12 protein-coding genes and 1 tRNA gene are annotated in these 16,321 nt (G+C 58.4%); 7 read left to right on the plus strand and 6 right to left on the minus strand.

Annotated features, from left to right (window positions below):
- Positions 1–25 precede the first annotated feature (25 nt).
- Positions 26–1,432, minus strand: coding sequence for a TolC family outer membrane protein (locus AAFO92_RS12385; RefSeq protein WP_347535514.1), 1,407 nt, complete (start codon positions 1,430–1,432; stop codon positions 26–28).
- A 34-nt stretch (positions 1,433–1,466) separates the two neighbouring features.
- The gene (locus AAFO92_RS12390) at positions 1,467–2,120 is read right to left on the minus strand and encodes a protein-L-isoaspartate O-methyltransferase (protein WP_347535516.1); all 654 of its coding nucleotides are present in this window, start codon (positions 2,118–2,120) and stop codon (positions 1,467–1,469) included.
- Positions 2,121–2,264: 144 nt separating this feature from the next.
- On the opposite strand from AAFO92_RS12390, the gene AAFO92_RS12395 reads away from it, so the two are divergent.
- Both AAFO92_RS12395 and AAFO92_RS12400 read left to right on the plus strand, forming a co-directional pair.
- Positions 2,265–2,338 (plus strand) — tRNA-Cys (locus AAFO92_RS12395).
- Between the two features lie 256 nt (positions 2,339–2,594).
- Positions 2,595–2,777 (plus strand): hypothetical protein, encoded by a 183-nt coding sequence (locus AAFO92_RS12400; RefSeq protein ID WP_347535518.1) that lies wholly within the window; start codon positions 2,595–2,597, stop codon positions 2,775–2,777.
- 135 nt (positions 2,778–2,912) lie between these two features.
- On the opposite strand, the gene AAFO92_RS12405 is transcribed toward AAFO92_RS12400, so the two are convergent.
- Positions 2,913–5,663 carry an N-6 DNA methylase gene (locus tag AAFO92_RS12405; protein WP_347535520.1) on the minus strand — a complete coding sequence of 917 codons (2,751 nt, stop codon included), beginning with the start codon at positions 5,661–5,663 and terminating at the stop codon, positions 2,913–2,915.
- 144 nt (positions 5,664–5,807) lie between these two features.
- On the minus strand, positions 5,808–6,602 hold the full coding sequence (locus AAFO92_RS12410; RefSeq protein WP_347535521.1) for a hypothetical protein: 795 nt from the start codon (positions 6,600–6,602) through the stop codon (positions 5,808–5,810).
- A gap of 977 nt (positions 6,603–7,579) precedes the next feature.
- Between AAFO92_RS12410 and secG the strand changes: the two genes are divergently transcribed.
- Together secG and AAFO92_RS12420 are read left to right on the plus strand one after the other, a co-directional pair.
- The gene (gene secG / locus AAFO92_RS12415; RefSeq protein WP_347535522.1) at positions 7,580–7,939 is read left to right on the plus strand and encodes a preprotein translocase subunit SecG; all 360 of its coding nucleotides are present in this window, start codon (positions 7,580–7,582) and stop codon (positions 7,937–7,939) included.
- 162 nt (positions 7,940–8,101) lie between these two features.
- Complete coding sequence (locus AAFO92_RS12420; protein WP_347535523.1) at positions 8,102–9,745, plus strand: CTP synthase; 1,644 nt, start codon at positions 8,102–8,104, stop codon at positions 9,743–9,745.
- On the opposite strand, the gene AAFO92_RS12425 is transcribed toward AAFO92_RS12420, so the two are convergent.
- Entirely contained in the window at positions 9,708–10,310 is a 603-nt protein-coding gene (locus tag AAFO92_RS12425; RefSeq protein WP_347535524.1) for a hypothetical protein, read from the minus strand. The genes AAFO92_RS12420 and AAFO92_RS12425 overlap by 38 nt on opposite strands.
- Positions 10,311–10,798: 488 nt before the next feature.
- Here AAFO92_RS12425 and AAFO92_RS12430 point away from each other — a divergent pair, with 488 nt between their 5' ends.
- Genes AAFO92_RS12430 through AAFO92_RS12440 form a run of 3 tightly spaced genes read left to right on the plus strand, consistent with a single transcriptional unit; the run spans position 10,799 to position 13,035 of the window.
- Positions 10,799–11,236: a TerB family tellurite resistance protein gene (locus AAFO92_RS12430; protein WP_347535525.1), complete on the plus strand. Its 438-nt coding sequence runs from the start codon at positions 10,799–10,801 to the stop codon at positions 11,234–11,236.
- 40 nt (positions 11,237–11,276) lie between these two features.
- Positions 11,277–11,717 (plus strand): TerB family tellurite resistance protein, encoded by a 441-nt coding sequence (locus AAFO92_RS12435; RefSeq protein ID WP_347535526.1) that lies wholly within the window; start codon positions 11,277–11,279, stop codon positions 11,715–11,717.
- Between the two features lie 22 nt (positions 11,718–11,739).
- The gene (locus tag AAFO92_RS12440; RefSeq protein WP_347535528.1) at positions 11,740–13,035 is read left to right on the plus strand and encodes a tetratricopeptide repeat protein; all 1,296 of its coding nucleotides are present in this window, start codon (positions 11,740–11,742) and stop codon (positions 13,033–13,035) included.
- A gap of 11 nt (positions 13,036–13,046) precedes the next feature.
- On the opposite strand, the gene AAFO92_RS12445 is transcribed toward AAFO92_RS12440, so the two are convergent.
- Positions 13,047–16,277: a DUF3857 domain-containing protein gene (locus AAFO92_RS12445; protein WP_347535530.1), complete on the minus strand. Its 3,231-nt coding sequence runs from the start codon at positions 16,275–16,277 to the stop codon at positions 13,047–13,049.
- Between the last annotated feature and the right edge of the window lie 44 nt (positions 16,278–16,321).

Genomic DNA, 16,321 nt, shown 5'->3' on the forward strand with positions numbered 1-16,321 from the left:
TTCACACAACCGATTAGAAAAGGATTTAGTTTTTGCCCAATGCCCGCAAAACCTTGTCCAGCTGCCGGCCCTGCTTGCTGCTGTTGGTCGGCGCGTCCTTGACCAGGTTGTAATAGGCGGCGGCGTCGTAGGTCTGTACCCCGAGATTGAGGTCCTTCGCCGTCAATTGCCCGGTGGCCGCAAGCACGGTGTAGGCCGCGATATAGACATCCACCTGCGCCGAAATCAGATTGGCCCGCGCATCCAGCAGCTCTTGTTCCGTATCCAGCACATCCAGCGTGGTCCGCGCCCCCAGCTTGGCCTCTTCCCGGACACCGCGGAAGGCGACCGTTGCGGCGCGAACGCCTTCTTCACCCGCTGTCGCCGCCGCACGGGCCGCCCGCAGGTTGGCATAGGCATTGCCCACATTCTGCTGTACCAGGTGGCGCACCTCGTGCAGGGCGCCCCGCTGGGCGTCGCGCTGCGCCATCGCCTGCCGGGTGGCCGCGCTCAGCCGCCCACCCTGGTAGATCGGGCCGGTGACCTCAACCCCAAGCGATCCGTTGCGCGCATAGCTACTGCCACCGATCTCCTCTCCGGCGTTCAGGCGCGCCGCCAGGTTGACCGTTGGCCTGATTGCCGCCTTGGCGACCTGGATGTTCAGATCAGCGGCGGCAACGTTATGCTGGGCCTGGCGCATGTCGGGGTGCTGACGCACGGCAACCGCCTTGGCGCTCTCGACATCCCCCGACAGGCGCGGCAGCCTGGTCGGCGACACCAGCGTGCCGGGCTTGCGCCCCACGGCCGCGGCGTATTCCTCGATCGCCTGCAGCAGGTCGCCTTGCGCCAGCGCCAGCCCGCTGCGGGCATTGGCCAGGCGCGCCTCGGCCTGCGCCACGTCCGTCCGGGTCACCTCGCCCACCTCGAAACGATCCTGGGCGGCGCGCAATTCCTCTTGCAGCAGCCGCAGGTTGTTCTGACGGATCGACACGAATTCGCTGTTGCGGCGCACGTTCATGAAGGCGGTGACGGCGCGCAGAAGCACCTGCTGCTCGACCGAGATCAACCCTTGCCGGGTCGCAAGAACCAATTCCTTCTGCGCTTCGATCTGCAGGCGTGTCCGACCGAAATCAAATAGCAATAGCTGTCCGGTGATCCCGATATTCACGTCTGTGGAGCTGCTGTTGGTCGACCCTGTCACGTTGCGGTTGCGACCGAAGGCGCGCGTGACATCCGAAGACCAGCTGATGATCGGCCGCAGCCCGGACACGGCAATGGCCACGTCTTCGTCAGCCGCCCGCAAGAGTGCACGGTTCTGCTGCAGAAGGCCGCTGTGCTCATAGGCGCCTGCCAGCGCATCCGCCAGCGTTTCCGCCGCCGAAGCCACCGGCACTCCGACCCCCAGCGCCACGACTAACCCGGCAGCACGTATGCCAGCAAAAACGTTTCTCATCACACCTGCCTCCAGCAATGCGGGCCCCGCCCGATCAGAACGTAAACGCCGCGTGCCGTTCGAAGCCGGGCAGAACCGGCGCCCCGGCATTGAACGAAAACCGCCAGTTGATCCGGCCATCAATCTTGTAGCCGATGCGCACGGCGCCCAATGCACCCTCCATGAAGAGACAGCAGATGCGGCCCCCGTCCTTGAGCTGGTCGGTCAGGCCCTCCGGCAGATGTTCAACCGCGCCCTGGATGGTGATCACGTCATACGGCCCGTGTTCTGCCGCGCCTGCCGTCAGGGCGCCCTCATGCAGGACCACGTTATCGGCACCGTTCTCGACCAGCAGCCCACCGGCATCGGTCAGCATATCGGCATTCTCCTCGACGGCGACGACGGCTTCGGCCATGCGCGCCATGATCGCCGCCGAATAGCCCAGAGCCGATCCGATATCCAGCACCAGTTCATCGCCCCGAATTTCCAGGGCATCCAGCATCTTGGCCAATGTCCGCGGCTCCAGGATCACGCGCCCGCCACCCAGATCGATATTCTCGCCAACGTAAGCGGCCTCGCGCAGGTTGCGCGGCACGAAAGCCTCGCGCGGGACTGACAGCATCGCGTCGATGATCGGAAATTTCGTCACATCCGATGGGCGGATCTGCGTATCAACCATCATCGTGCGGCGCTCGGTATAGTCGGTCATCAGCTAAACTCATGCGTTCGGATTCTTCGGTTTCGGTTTTGACACAGAACCCCCGCGCGAACAATGCCTGCCCGCAACGAATTCCCGCCGCAGACCTCTTGCACCGGCCCGGACGATCGGATACTCCGCTGTCACCACAAAGTCGGCGAGTTGGCGGAGTGGTGACGCAGCGGATTGCAAATCCGTGTACACCGGTTCGATTCCGGTACTCGCCTCCATTTCATTCTAAATCATAGGGTTAGCGGCTGGACAGTCGGGTGTGACACAAAGTGGGACACACGCCCTATGATGCTGTCATCTTATCTAAGCCCTTCTCGGCACGGTGTTTTTTACTTCCGTTGGCCTATCCCTCCGTCCAAAGAGGGAAAGCGGGCCACGGTTCGCATCTCCCTGCGGACCCGTTGCCCGGATCGGGCTGGTGATTTGGCCCGTCATCTTGCATCTTGTGGGCGAATACTGCGCGAGAACAATGCATTGGCGGGACTGAGACAGAGCGAGATACGCGACAAGGTGCAAGCCTACTTCAAGGCACAACTGGACCAGTATCTTGACTGGCTGGACCGGCGCGGCCTGTCGAAGAACGCCTTGGAAGACGTTCGCTGCGAGATGCTGGACCACGAAAGCTATCTCGACATGGAGATGGAGAGCGACCAGTAAGCGAGCGCAAAACCGTTTCCCATTGCGTGTCAAACCGCCGTGCGTTTTCGTCTGCGTATCTATCTGTTTTCCGCCCAACTGTTTTGCTTGAGGGATTTTCGCCAGACAGTGCCAACTTGCTTCTTGTCTCTTCGCTCAACCGTAGCGGTCCGAGCTATCTAAGCCCGTGCGATAACCGTGCAAGCGGGTTTCAGACGCGGGATAGCGCGGCACAACGTTCTTAAAGAAGGGGTCAGTTTCCATGTCCTGTTTGATAGCGGCCAGATCATCCTCGGATAGCCCCAGTGCTGGTCCGACCAGTGCGTCAATCTTGTCCACGCAGGCTTCAATCCCGGCTTTGTGGTCGGCTTTCGCGAACCTGTCCACAACTGCCTGATGATCAGACAGTGCCTTGGCAGTGGATGGTATCTCAAGTTTCAGAATGCCCTCGCGGTCAATGGTTTCCCCGTCAAGAGTATTGAGCGCGGCGGCAACGCCAGCGGCAATCTCCTTTGTCTGTACCTCGATCCAGTCGAACAGTTGCTTTGACACCTGCACGCGATAACCCGTTTCTGTCTTCGACCGAACAACCGGCGCTGTGATCTCGATCTTCTCTGCCGCGATTTGAAAGCTCTCAGACCACTCCACCTTTTCTTTCGGGTGCGCTATAATGGCCGCTGTCAGTGTTGGCAGTTTCAAGGCGTCCAAAGCAGTGCGCATAATAGCCTCTGTCTGGTACTCATGCTCGCAAGCCGACACCAGATCCGCCCTCAATGCCTCAAGTCCTTTCGTGACTGGCAATAGTTTGTCTGACCAAGGCAAAAGGCGCAGGTTAGTAGGATAAATGTCGCTGCGTATCATGTTCATATACGACATCCGAAGCGACAGAACGTAGAAGTATCGGATGGGTCGCGACACAAAGAAAAGATCGAACGGAAAATCTGTTGCCTTGTCACGCGGGACAAAAACAGTTGCAGTATCAGTGAAAGCAACTTTGTGAGGATCGAAAGAAACTGCATTCGGAGTGACTGCAATGCGGGCTACTGCCCACATGCGCTCTGGCAATATGTCCTGAAACGCGAACAGGTATTTGTTTCGGGCCTTTGAAATGTCGATGCCGGTGTCCTGCGGCTCACCGAATATCGCGCCGGTAACGATGTTTTCTGCCTTGTAAACAGTATGCCCCTGTCCGGGTGCGGCCTTCTGCTTCTTGCCTGCAAATACAATCCCTCTGGAAATCATCTCACGGTGTTCCCAGTCCAGTTGGCCCGTAGAAGGTGCATCCAACCGAACAGTGCCTCGGTTCGCCCCACGTTGTTTGTAGTAGTAAGTCGCGAGCACGGTCTCAAAACGTGGGTTCTTGCGTAGCTTTCTGACAACCGCCAACCGCGCAGGCGTCAGCCGGGTAAGAATGCGCCCATCATCCGAGAACACGTCGGCATAATCGACCTCCTGTGCTGTCACGCTGTCAAAGTCAAAGCTGGGACGTTTCACACCCTCTTCAAAGTGAATGCTGTCCTTTGTCGCCAGCTTGATCCTCACCTTATCCGGGGTAAAGCGTGGCGCGTTGCGGTCTCGTATGGCTGTCCAGTATGCGGTAGCATCTTCGCCCACGGCCTTGCTAATGCGTCCCTCTATCCACCTGTCGAGCCGCGCGGCGTGCACCTGCTGCGCCAAAGCTGGATCATGTGAAGTGTCGGTCTTTCCCGAAATAGCCTCGTCAGTCAAAGCCAGCTTTGGGGGTCTCGCCTCGGCAATCAAAACAATGGGTAGGACATCCGCATCGAAAATGTGACGCCAGATTAATTCCAGATCAACAATCTCTGTGATGGTCCACCTGCCACCGGGTGCGAACAGCCTCCTGATGTCTGCGTTTTCATTCGTCCCGCAAAGGGCGAGTGGCAAAACAAACCCCACCTTGCCAGCACCTAGGCCATGTCGATCTGGGCCTTTGCACCAACTGTCCAGCGCCTTGTAGAGAAAAAGTGCGTAAAGGTTGGCCTCGGCAGAAATGCCGCTCCAACTTTCGTTCTGCCCCGGTTTGTCACGCTTACTCTCAAAGTACTCGGTCGTCTTCGCATCAAGCGCGCCCGAGCGTTCAGGGCGGACGTAGGGCGGATTGCCCACCACACCGCCAAAGCTTAGCGTATCATACTCAGCCCATCGGCCCTGTTGCCCGACATCAAGGTTGGACCGGACGATGCTATTCCCTTTGTCTGACACAGGAATGTCTGGAAAGCCTTTGGAAATCAGATCATCCTTGAACGATAGAGCGTGCCAAAGAAGCTGGATTTGGGCCAAGACGGCTGAAAAGGTGTTCAGGTCGTTTCCGTAGATGCGCTCAAGTGCGTCTAGGACTTCCGCGTAGTTTCCTAGCCCCTTGTCGACATCTTCTCCGATGACCTGTTGATAACGCTCAATCAGGAATGTTCCACTGCCACAAGCCGGATCAAGAACTTTGTCATTAGGTGACAAGTGCATGGCGTCCAAGATGTATCGCGCTACTGAAGTGGGCGTATAGTACTCGCCAAACCGCTTTCGCTGCTTTCTGTCCAAAAAGCGGTCATAGACGCCGGTCAGAATGTCGCCCTTAACTGTGGTGAAGTCGTAACGGGAAAGCTGGTACATTGCCCATTCGATAGAGTTGGACAGGTTGGGGTTGTCTGCAAAGAACACCCAGTCGAGTTCAGTCTCATCAAAAGCAGCAGCATACAGCTTTTCCGCTTTTTCATATGCCATTTGCAGAAGGCGAGTATAGCCTTGCTCAAAGGTTTCTCTCAGGCTCTGGAAAGCATGTACGCCACCGTTGCAGAGGTAGCGATGCTCACCGAAAAACTTATGATCTTCAAAAAACCGGATTAGCAGGATGCGAGCCAAAACAAGGTTGGCTGTTTCCGTGGCTAACATCTCATAGGTCTGGGCTTCGGATTGTGTTGATATGCGCCGCTCAAAACTGGGCAGGCCGTCTAGAGCAAGGCGCGATATGCTTCCGCGCCGCTTGAGGTCTCTGGACAACTTAGCAGCAGCGCTTGGATAGGTCTTGGCAAGCTCTTATGAAGCTGGACTGGCAGAAACTCTAAGCGTATAAGGATCAAATACGGAAGGACCATAGGTTTCCTCAAAATCCGCCACCTCTTGCCGGATCGCTTTTATCTCCGGCGCTAGTTCCTTCAGTGCAGCCAATGTACTTTCCTGCAAGGCTTGCGTTGTTGTTCGCAAAGCAGTGTAGAAGTGACGCCGGGCAAGTTTAGTCTTGTTCTTAATACGTTTGGATGCACTGTCATCGCAGATAAGTTTATCAGTCGCGATTAGGCTAACGTCGCCGTCCCTAAAAGATTTCAAGCGTTCCGGCACACCCGCTTGGTCAAACTTCATCCGCGAAAACAGAGTGATAAAGTCGCCCAGAGATTGCGACCCGTCTGTCTTAAAAATCAAGTCGTTTGCGGAGATTGAATAGTCCGCCATTGTGGGGCGAGCAATGATTGCGTTTGGTTCGACCATCACGAACCAAGCAGTGTCAGGGGTGATGTACTTCGACTTCTCTGAAAAGATCACTTCGCGCTTGGTTTCGTTCGAGAAAGCGCCGTGTTCGTCTTTCGCCTCAACGACGATCCAATCAATGTCAATGTCGTTGCCCTTGGCACCTGTAAGCCCACTAGGCGCCCGGCATGTAACGTCCGGCCTGCCTGCCTCCCCCGCAATGTCGATGTGTACCTTTGGCTTGGGATACCCCAAGACGTCACAGAACAGGTCCCGTATAGGACCATACATCGCCGCTTCTTGCCCAGCAGGTGTTCCCATGATGGACCCTATAGCGTCGAGGAACTTCGTTTCAGTCTTGCTCATTTCTGCCCACTTTTCCCAGCACACTACTTGGTTGGCAAAAATCATCAAGTATCAACAGCCTACAACGCACGTGTAAGGCTATGATCGTCGCCTAGCGAAGCGCAGCTAAGGCCTTGCTAAGTCGTCGGATTGAACGTCTACTTAAAAAATACGGCACATTTTTTCGTGGCCCCATCCATACATCGCCACGCGCCAACTTCCCCCATACCCCACCCGCGCAGGCAGGGATATGCCCTGCCTCGCGACCCGGCTTCACCATAGGGCGGAAAAGCCGCCGGGTGTCAGCAGCCGCACCACCGATAGAGCGAACGAAGCGTCGCGCCATGACCCGCCGCCACTATTGGACGAAGGGACAGCCAAGGCGGCATTCGGGCCACCTATAGGACGAAAGGAAGGCCACCTGAGCGACACCCAGCGGTTGACAGAGACACAACCCAGACAGCATAAGTGTGACACAAAGTGCGACGCACAACTCAACCTCGCACTCGATTGTTCAAGCCTTCCAGTGGCTTAGGAAAATGGTAGCGGGTCCGGTACTCGCCTCCATCTAAGATCACTGGTTTTGCAGGCCGTTGAGAATCACAAGAAGCGGGGCCATAGACTCTTTCTTGTTATGAACTCGTTTCGGCGCGGTGCCCGCACTTGCGGTGTGGCCTGGTTTGCTCATGGTCCCACGTCGTCAGGCGCCAAGGCAGGCAGGGATTAGTCTTGTCAGACAGGTTCACACGCTGAAGTCGTTCCGGGTTCGGTTCTGTTGTGTCAGCAATCTCCTGCACTACTTCTCTACCTTCCAGGTGTCGTGCTCTCCCGTCGCAGGGCTTTGCCCGGTCACGATGGCAGCCGGATCACCTCCACGGCGCGCCCTGATCCGGCGCCAGGGCGTATCCGGTGGCGTTCGCTATCCATATTGCCGGGTTGCGGGGCGCGCGGGAATTGCATAGATAGCGCGACAGACCCGACCACATGACAGGCAATCCATGGAAAACGTCGTCCTCACAGTGCATCTTCTTCTGGCCCTCGCCCTAATCGGTGTGGTGCTGCTGCAGCGGTCCGAGGGCGGCGGTCTGGGCATGGGCGGCGGTGGCGGCGGCGTGACCTCGGGGCGCTCGGCGGCGACGGCGCTTGGCAAACTGACCTGGCTCCTGGCCATCGCGTTCATCTGTACTTCGCTGGCGCTGACCATCATCGCGGCCAGAAATTCTTCGGGCAGTTCGGTCCTGGACCGGATCACCGACGCCCCGGCCCCGGCGGTTGAAACCGAGGGCGCCGCCGAAGACGACACCACGCTGACCCCCGAAGCGGACGGCGATGCGCCGCTGACACCCACGGCGGACTGACCACAATGACTTGAGGCCCGAAAGGGTTAACGCAACATCATCTTGCGGCTGCCTTGCTTTGGCAGAGCGAATCTTATATATGTCGAGTCCCGTGGTGCTGCGGTCTTTAGGGCCCGCTCAGGGCCTCATCGAAGCAGAAAAATCACGGGGGATGCCACGCCCATGGCACGGTTCATATTCATTACAGGCGGCGTTGTTTCTTCCCTCGGCAAGGGGTTGGCCTCGGCCGCGCTGGGCGCGTTGCTGCAGGCCCGCGGTTTCTCGGTCCGGCTGCGCAAGCTTGACCCCTATCTGAACGTCGACCCCGGCACCATGTCGCCGTTTGAACATGGCGAGGTTTTCGTCACCGATGACGGGGCCGAAACCGATCTGGATCTGGGCCATTACGAACGCTTTACCGGCGTGCCTGCGCGGATGACCGACTCGGTCAGTTCGGGCCGCATCTATTCGACGGTGCTGGAACGCGAGCGGCGCGGCGATTACCTGGGCAAGACAATCCAGGTGGTTCCGCATGTGACCAACGAGATCAAGGAGTTCATCTCGATCGGCGAGGATGAGGTCGATTTCATGCTGTGCGAGATCGGCGGTACGGTGGGCGATATCGAAGGCCTGCCGTTTTTCGAGGCGATCCGCCAGTTCAGCCATGACAAGCCGCGCGGCGAGTGCATTTTCATGCACCTGACGCTCCTGCCCTATCTGGCGGCCTCGGGCGAGCTGAAAACCAAGCCCACCCAGCACAGCGTCAAGGAGCTGCAATCCATCGGGATCGCGCCGGATATTCTAGTCTGCCGCTCGGAACAGCCGATCCCCGACAAGGAACGCGAGAAAATCGCGCTGTTCTGCAATGTCCGCAAAGAGGCGGTGGTGGCCGCCTATGACCTGAGTTCGATCTACGAGGCGCCGCTGGCCTATCACCGCGAGGGGCTGGACCAGGCGGTGCTGGACGCCTTCGCGATTTCGCCCGCGCCGCAACCCAACCTGAGCATCTGGCAGGATGTCTATGACCGCATCCACACCACCGATGGCGAGGTCAACGTGGCCATCGTCGGCAAATACACCCAGCTGGAGGATGCCTATAAGTCGATCAAGGAGGCGCTGACTCATGGCGGCATGGCCAACCGGGTCAGGGTCAATGTCGAATGGGTCGATGCCGAGATTTTCGACACCCAGGATCCCGCCCCCCATCTGGAAGGCTTTCACGCCATCCTCGTGCCCGGTGGCTTCGGCGAACGCGGCACCGAGGGCAAGATCAAGGCGGCGGAATTCGCCCGCACCCGCAAGATCCCCTACCTGGGGATATGTCTGGGCATGCAGATGGCGGTGATCGAGGCCGCGCGCAACATGGCTGACCTGCCCGATGCGGGGTCCGAGGAATTCGACCACGAGGCGGGGGAAAAGCGTTTCACACCCGTAGTTTACCACCTCAAGGAATGGGTACAGGGCAACGAGAAGGTCAAGCGCAGGGTCACTGACGACAAGGGCGGCACCATGCGGCTGGGCGCCTATAACGCGACGCTGACCGAAGGGTCAAAAGTGGCGCAGGTCTATGGCACCACAGCCATCGACGAACGCCACCGTCACCGCTACGAGGTGGACACCAAGTACCGCAAGGCGCTGGAGAAACAGGGGCTCAAATTCTCGGGCATGTCACCTGATGGCCGCCTGCCCGAGATCGTGGAATGGGAAGATCACCCGTGGTTTATCGGCGTGCAGTTCCACCCCGAGCTGAAATCGAAACCGTTCGAGCCACACCCGCTTTTTGCCGATTTCATCCGCGCTGCGCTTGAGACATCTCGGCTGGTGTAGCTTCCTCCGGCTCGTCTTCGATCACCCGCTTGGTGGCCAGGTCGATCGCCGGGCTGAGAATTTCAAGCAGCAGGTTCGGTTGTTTCCTCTGATCCTCAGGTACCTCTAGGCGCAGGGTATCGTTCAGCAACGGGTCGAGGATGCGGCTATCCAGCTGCCAGCGGCCCAGATGGCCCTCATCGTGATCTGCGGTCTGGTAATCCAGCCATTTCGACACGCGTCTGCGGTCGTTCAGCGGGCTGTTCGGATCGGCAAGGTAGAAGCCGCTGTTGATCCGCTGGCAGATGTTGTCCAGCAGCCGCACGACCCCGCGATACCCTTCGGGCACGTCGCGTTTGGGCATGTAGTTGAAACGCTCGGGTTCGCCATTCAGGAACACGGTCAGCGCGGTGCCCAGATCGACACATTTCTGCGCCATGATCCAGCCGAGAACCTTCTCGGGGTGCTGAAACCAGCTATAGTTCCGGGCCAGGTCGCAAATCTGATCCGCGCTGCCCAGCCGGGCCATCGCCAGATGCTCCTCGGCACTTCCCTGGTGCCAGTCGAAATTCTCGAATTCTTGCATTGCCTGTCTCCGAAACTGTGCTCTTGCGGCCTCTGCCCCAAAAACTGCGGGACCAACGCGCAAATTCTTGGGTGCAAATGTGTCGCTCACGTGGCGTTTCGCATCAGGCTGTTGCCTCGGCGGAAACCTGCCGTTTCCAGATCGTGTTCGCTAGGAGGGGACGGTCCGGGGGAGGTGTTGAAATTCCACAAGAAATTATCCGTTTCCGACGCGATAATGGTTAACATGACCTCGTGCACCGGGCTTGGAGGGCTGCAAATGCCGCAAACCGCAGCAGCCGAATCGTCGCAAAGTCCCGACCTGCGGATTTGAGCCCCGAATGGTAGGCGCGTTGCGGGTCAATTTCCCCGGTTTCCTGTCTTTTTGCGGGCTCGCGCGGCCCATGAAACCGCCCCGCAGGGCGAATTTGCAATCATCGACGGTTATGGGCAGGCCACAGCACAAAAAATGCTTGGCCGGATCAATGCCGACATGCATAAGCTGCATCCATGCTCAGCCGTATCCTGCATGCCTTTAGCGCCCCCAAGCCCGAACCGCTGCCCAAGCCGGATGAAAAGCTGGCCCTGGGGGCGTTGATGGTACGGGTGGCCAAATCCGATCACCACTACCAGTTCGAGGAAATCAGCCGCATCGACCGGTTGCTGACACGGCTATTCGGTCTCAACCCGGTCGAAGCCGCGAAAACCCGCGCGATCTGCGAAAAACTGGAGCGCGAGGCCCCCGAAACCGAACATTTCGCCCATGTCATCCGCGAAACCACCAGCTTTCAGGCGCGTATCAACGCGCTCGAGGCGATGTGGGAAGTGCTGCTGGCCGATGGCGAAAACCACGACGAGGAACAGGCCGTGATCGATGCCGCCCGTGTTGCCATGGGGCTCAGCGTCTCGGACAGCGACACGGCGCGCGCCACCGCCGAAGGGTTGTGACCCCTTGGAGCGCGCCGGAAGCATACCTATAGTCTGACCCATGTTTGCATCCATTCTGAAAAAACTCACCGACCCCGCGCCCAGCCCGCTGGATGACGACGATGCGCGCCTTGCGCTGACGGCCCTTCTGGTCCGGGTGGCGCGCACCGATGGCGATTACGCCCCCGAAGAGAAGGACCGGATCGACCGGATCACCGCCAAGCGATTTGGCCTTTCGCCGTTCGAGGCCACCGATCTGCGCCGCCGGGCCGAGACGCTGGAATCCGAGGCGCCCGATACGGTTGTCTTCACCGAAGCGATCAAGCAGGCCGTCGATTATGATAACCGCCTTGGCGTGGTCGAGGCGCTCTGGCAGGTGGCCCTGGCCGACGGCCAGCGCGATGCCGACGAAGACACGCTGCTCAGATTGGTGTCGAAATTCCTCGGGGTCAGCGACATGGAAAGCGCCCGCGTTCGCCAGCGTGTCGCCGGCACGTCCTGAAGGGTTCCGACAGATAAGCGATATGGCCAACTGCACAGATCTCTATGGCAACACGCTCAGCACCGGCAGCCAGGCGGCGGCGGAGGCGTACAATACCGGCCTGCACCGGCTGCTGGCCGCGCAGGTGGACATGGTCGCCCCGTTCGAGCACGCCATCGCCCTGGATTCCCGCTTTGCCTTGGCCCATGTCGGGCTGGCGCGCGCGCTCCTGAATGTCAATGACGGCCCCGGCGCGCGCAAGGCGATCGAGCAGGCAAGATCGCTGGTGCAGGGCTGCACCGCGCGAGAGCAAAGCCACGTTCACGCGCTTGGCCTGCTGGTGGCAGGCAACTCGGCCGAGGCCTACCCCGCCATCCGCGCCCATGTCGACAGCTACCCCCGGGACGCGATGGTGGCGCAAACCTGCAGTTCGATCTTCGGGTTGATCGGGTTCTCCGGCCTGCCCGGGCGCGAGGCCGAGATGCTGGCCTTCAACGCGGGCCTCCTGCCGCATTACGGCGAGGATGACTGGTGGTGCCTCAGCCAATATGCCTTTGCGCTGTGCGAAACCGGAAATCTGGACAAGGCCGACCAGGTGATCGACCGTTCTCTGGCGCTGAACCCGGATAACGCCAATGGCGCGCATATCCGCGCGCATATCTGGTACGAGACTGGCGAGGCGCGGGCCGGTACGGATTACCTGACCGATTGGCTGACAGGCTACGGGCGCAGCGGGGTGATGCACGGGCATCTATCGTGGCACGCGGCGCTGTGGGCGCTGGAACAGGGCGATACTGCCCGGATGTGGCAGATCGTCGATGCCGATGTGGCGCCCGGCGCCGCGCTTGGCCTGCCGATCAACGTGCTGACCGACACCGCCTCGATCCTGTTCCGGGCAGAGATCGCGGGCGAACGCGTGGCACCCGAGCGCTGGCGGCAGGTAAGCGCCTATGCCAGCCGGTTTTACCCCAAATGCAGCAATGCCTTCATCGACATGCACGCCGCGCTGGCCCATGCGATGGCCGGCGAGGCCGAACCGCTGCGCGAGATCATCGAGAACCCTGCCGGGCCCGCCGCCGATCTGGTGCCCGACGTGGCGCTGGCCTGCCGCGAGATTGGCGCGCAGAACTGGGCGCAGGCGGCTCACCACCTGACCCGCTGCATGGCCGATCACGCCCGGATCGGCGGCAGCCGGGCGCAGCGCGACCTGCTGGAACACGCGCTGCTGACCTGCCTGCTGAAACAGGACCGGACCGATGAGGCGCGCCACCTGCTTGCCCTGCGCCGGCCAATCCTGGCGCAATCCGCCGCCTGGCAACAGCTGCCGGTTCAATTGTGAGGGCAAATTCTCTACTCGGATCGTAGCTCGGCCAGGCGTTTGCATGCGTGATCGAAGCCGCCGTCGCAGCCGCGTTGGTAATGCTCCAGTATTTCTCGATTCAGCCTGAAGGCCCCGCGGCGCTGTTCGGCAAAGTAAGCCACATTTGTACAGCCGATGGGGTCACCCAATTGACAGGCTTGTTCAAATAACTCGACCGCACGGAAGTCATCCTGTTCGCCCGCAATGCCTTTGGCGTAGATATTGCCCCATCCGTTACAGCCTGCGCCATACCCGTTCTCGCAGGCGAACTGGTAGGCTTCGAATGCGAGTTTGCCGTTTTTTTCAACGCCGTCTCCAAACTCGTAATGTTGCCCCAGGCTTGAACAGGCCTCTGGCGAACCCTGTTCGCATTTGCGTTTACTGGTCTTGAATTCTTGGACCGGATCAGGGCCGAAGACAGCATTTTCAAGTTTCAGACCCGCAAGCACGATACACCCCCCCGGATCCCCAAGATCACAACCTTTCTTGACAAAGCTGAACCGCTTTTCAGCGTCGGCTTTCAAAGGGAAATTCTGGTCGTCGTACAAGAACGCCACATTCGTACACCCGAAACTGTAATTCAGGTCGCATGACTTCTGAAAATATTCCAGTGCGAGATCCCAATCGAGGTTTTCTGACCCGTCGCCCCGGTATCGCCTGCCGAGGTCATAGCAGCCTTCTGCCGAGTTATATTCACACGCCTTTTTCAGCAACGCCAACTCGGTCGCAGGATCGCTGTCGGGCGCGGTTCCTTTCTGATGTTGCTGAGCCAGAAGAAAACAGCTGGAACCAGATCCGTTCTCGCAGCCATGGCTCAGTATTTCGGCCGCCCTTTCGTAATCTTCCGGGAAAGCCGCCGGGGCGGGATGAAAAATCGAACGCTCCAGATACAGCGACGCTGCGGAGTAACAATAGTCCGGGTTTGCCAGGCACGAACGGATGTAGAGTTCGTCAATCAACGCCGGTTCGGTTGTATCGAGAGAATTCTTTAGCAGATATTCACCCACATGGGCGCAAACACTTTCGAATCCGGCGTCGCACGACGGACCAAGCAAGGTGACCGCCAATTCGCCATCAGCCTGCACATGGTGGCCAAAGGCAAGCTCGTTACCAACGATGGCACAGGATCGCTGATTGCCGTCCAGGCACTTGGAAAACTGGCTGGAGAATTCAAGACTACCCTTAAGAGCGGTGCGAATGCGTTCGGCGTCGAGCGGCGGCACCTTGTCTGCAACGCAGGTCGCGGTCTTGTTGGCACCACAATTGGCATCGGCCATTGCCAGCGTTTCGGTCAGATATATCCCGTCTTCATCTATTGCTGCGAGTGATGCCATACTTGCCTTGAAGTCTTCCGGCTCAATACGGTCTGACTTGGTGATATACGTATAACTCGTGTGCAACCGGCCATTCCGGAAACGCTGTTCTATGTCATAGCTGAAAGCGGGATGCGCATAGCTTTCTGTCCTGTCGTCAATTATCCAGGTGTCATCCAGCACCACTTCAATCTCGTGCCGGGTCCGCCTGGGGTGGTCGATTGCATAGGCGGTTTGGCGTTGCGATCCATCGAAATCCGGCACGTCACTCAAGATATCGTAGGGCTTGACCCAGAATGTCCGAGCACTCAGCTCTTCCTCCGAGCGGCTCCACGCATCCTGAATTCGATAACTTGCAACGAACCGGATGAGGGCCTGATCCTCGATCACCTCCACTTTCAAAGGCTCGGTCTGTGTCAGCCCGGTAAACTGCTTTTGGTAGTATTTCAGAAATGCTTTTTCGACCTCTTCCATCCCGCTCGTCTGGCGCCAGGCATTCATGCTATCCGCGTCACCCATGTAGTATTCGGATGTGTTGATGAAACGAACGTCATCCTCCCCGGGAAGAGTGATGAACCTGTCCTTGATGACTTTGAAGAAGTCCGGCACAGGGGCGTTGGCGTCAACCATGCCGGGGCTGTCAGGCGCAATGATCACACCCTTGCCGAAATTGCCCTGTCCCAAATGGTCTAGATCGCCCAGCTGATCGCCGCGGGTCGGATCAAGAAAATAACGTTTCCCATCGACCTCTGCGACAACGATCACATGGTCAAAGGCGCCGTACATCGGGGCCAGCACGTCGATTGAGCCGCGCCAGCGAAAATCTACAAGCAGCGGTTTGGCATCGATACCAAGCTCATCCAACAAGGTGATGAGCAGAACCACCATATCCTTGCAGTCGCCGAACCTGTTCGCAAGCACCTGGTGTGCAGAGCGGGGAATATACCCGCCTGCACCCAATTCAATCCCGAGATAGCGGATATCTCGCTGCACGAAAGCCAGTGCCGCCCGCAATCGCGCACTGTCTGTCTTGTGTTCGGCTTTTATGGATTTCGCCAATTTGATGATTTCTGCGGGCTTGTCCTCACCGACCGCATAGAATGGCGCAAAATACTGTCCAACCTCGGCCCAGCTTTCAAAGCTGCTGAAAATTGTCCGGGCATAGTTGAAGTGATCTATCGGCTGGTTGCTCTCGGAAGCTGTTCCTGGCACATCCTCCTCTTGCCATGAATAGACATCGTACCCGTCCAGGGTGCCGCGCTGCGCTGCGGGTGCTTCGGCAAAGTTTTTCAGATGCACCGGATATCCCTGAGCAACAAGAACCCTGTTGCGGATTTGCCGGGCTGGCACGCCGTATTGATGTGTCACAACTACTGAAGAATGGGGTCCGATCGCAGGGTTCTTACCCACGATACTGTAGGAAAACTCCACGATATCGCCGACCCTCAGATCTGAGATAAGGTAAGAAAGCTGCAGCATACCGTTGTAGATCAGTCGATCGCGCTCGGTCTCCGTGCGGTAAAGATCAAATTCAGACAGTTCCAAGAGATCCCGGGTTTGGGACCCGCGCAAAATGCGCAGACGATGGATCTCCACGCGTCGGAATTCAGGATCAAAATTAACCGCGATGGTCGAATAGTCTTCGACAGCTGCCGGCGTTTTCAGCCGTTTGGCTGAATGGAAGAAGATGTGCTCTTGATTGCGGTCAACAAGCGTTTGGTTATCCACCAGCAAGTGATCTATTGGTTCGTCCTTCCCGAGATCGAACGGAGATTGATCGATCTGCGAGACCAGTACCCAAGAAGGAGGATCCTGAACTGCGACGTAATCCCTGATGGCTTGGGAATAGCCTGGCTGGATAAACAGAACGGCATACAAAATAGCTGAAACAACACACAATAAACGCAAAACATTCTCCGATACTCTCGCCACCAAATCTAGCTATGGTTGTA

The organism is Roseovarius sp. CAU 1744, from assembly GCF_039839345.1.
GTDB lineage: Bacteria > Pseudomonadota > Alphaproteobacteria > Rhodobacterales > Rhodobacteraceae > Roseovarius.

What these genes read in the sequence shown, in the direction of transcription:
- AAFO92_RS12385 (WP_347535514.1), bottom strand. Translation starts at nt 1,432, where the DNA reads ATGAGAAACGTTTTTGCTGGCATACGTGCTGCCGGGTTAGTCGTGGCG.
- AAFO92_RS12390 (WP_347535516.1), bottom strand. Translation starts at nt 2,120, where the DNA reads ATGACCGACTATACCGAGCGCCGCACGATGATGGTTGATACGCAGATC.
- AAFO92_RS12405 (WP_347535520.1), bottom strand. Translation starts at nt 5,663, where the DNA reads ATGTTAGCCACGGAAACAGCCAACCTTGTTTTGGCTCGCATCCTGCTA.
- AAFO92_RS12410 (WP_347535521.1), bottom strand. Translation starts at nt 6,602, where the DNA reads ATGAGCAAGACTGAAACGAAGTTCCTCGACGCTATAGGGTCCATCATG.
- secG (WP_347535522.1), top strand. Translation starts at nt 7,580, where the DNA reads ATGGAAAACGTCGTCCTCACAGTGCATCTTCTTCTGGCCCTCGCCCTA.
- AAFO92_RS12420 (WP_347535523.1), top strand. Translation starts at nt 8,102, where the DNA reads ATGGCACGGTTCATATTCATTACAGGCGGCGTTGTTTCTTCCCTCGGC.
- AAFO92_RS12425 (WP_347535524.1), bottom strand. Translation starts at nt 10,310, where the DNA reads ATGCAAGAATTCGAGAATTTCGACTGGCACCAGGGAAGTGCCGAGGAG.
- AAFO92_RS12430 (WP_347535525.1), top strand. Translation starts at nt 10,799, where the DNA reads ATGCTCAGCCGTATCCTGCATGCCTTTAGCGCCCCCAAGCCCGAACCG.
- AAFO92_RS12435 (WP_347535526.1), top strand. Translation starts at nt 11,277, where the DNA reads ATGTTTGCATCCATTCTGAAAAAACTCACCGACCCCGCGCCCAGCCCG.
- AAFO92_RS12440 (WP_347535528.1), top strand. Translation starts at nt 11,740, where the DNA reads ATGGCCAACTGCACAGATCTCTATGGCAACACGCTCAGCACCGGCAGC.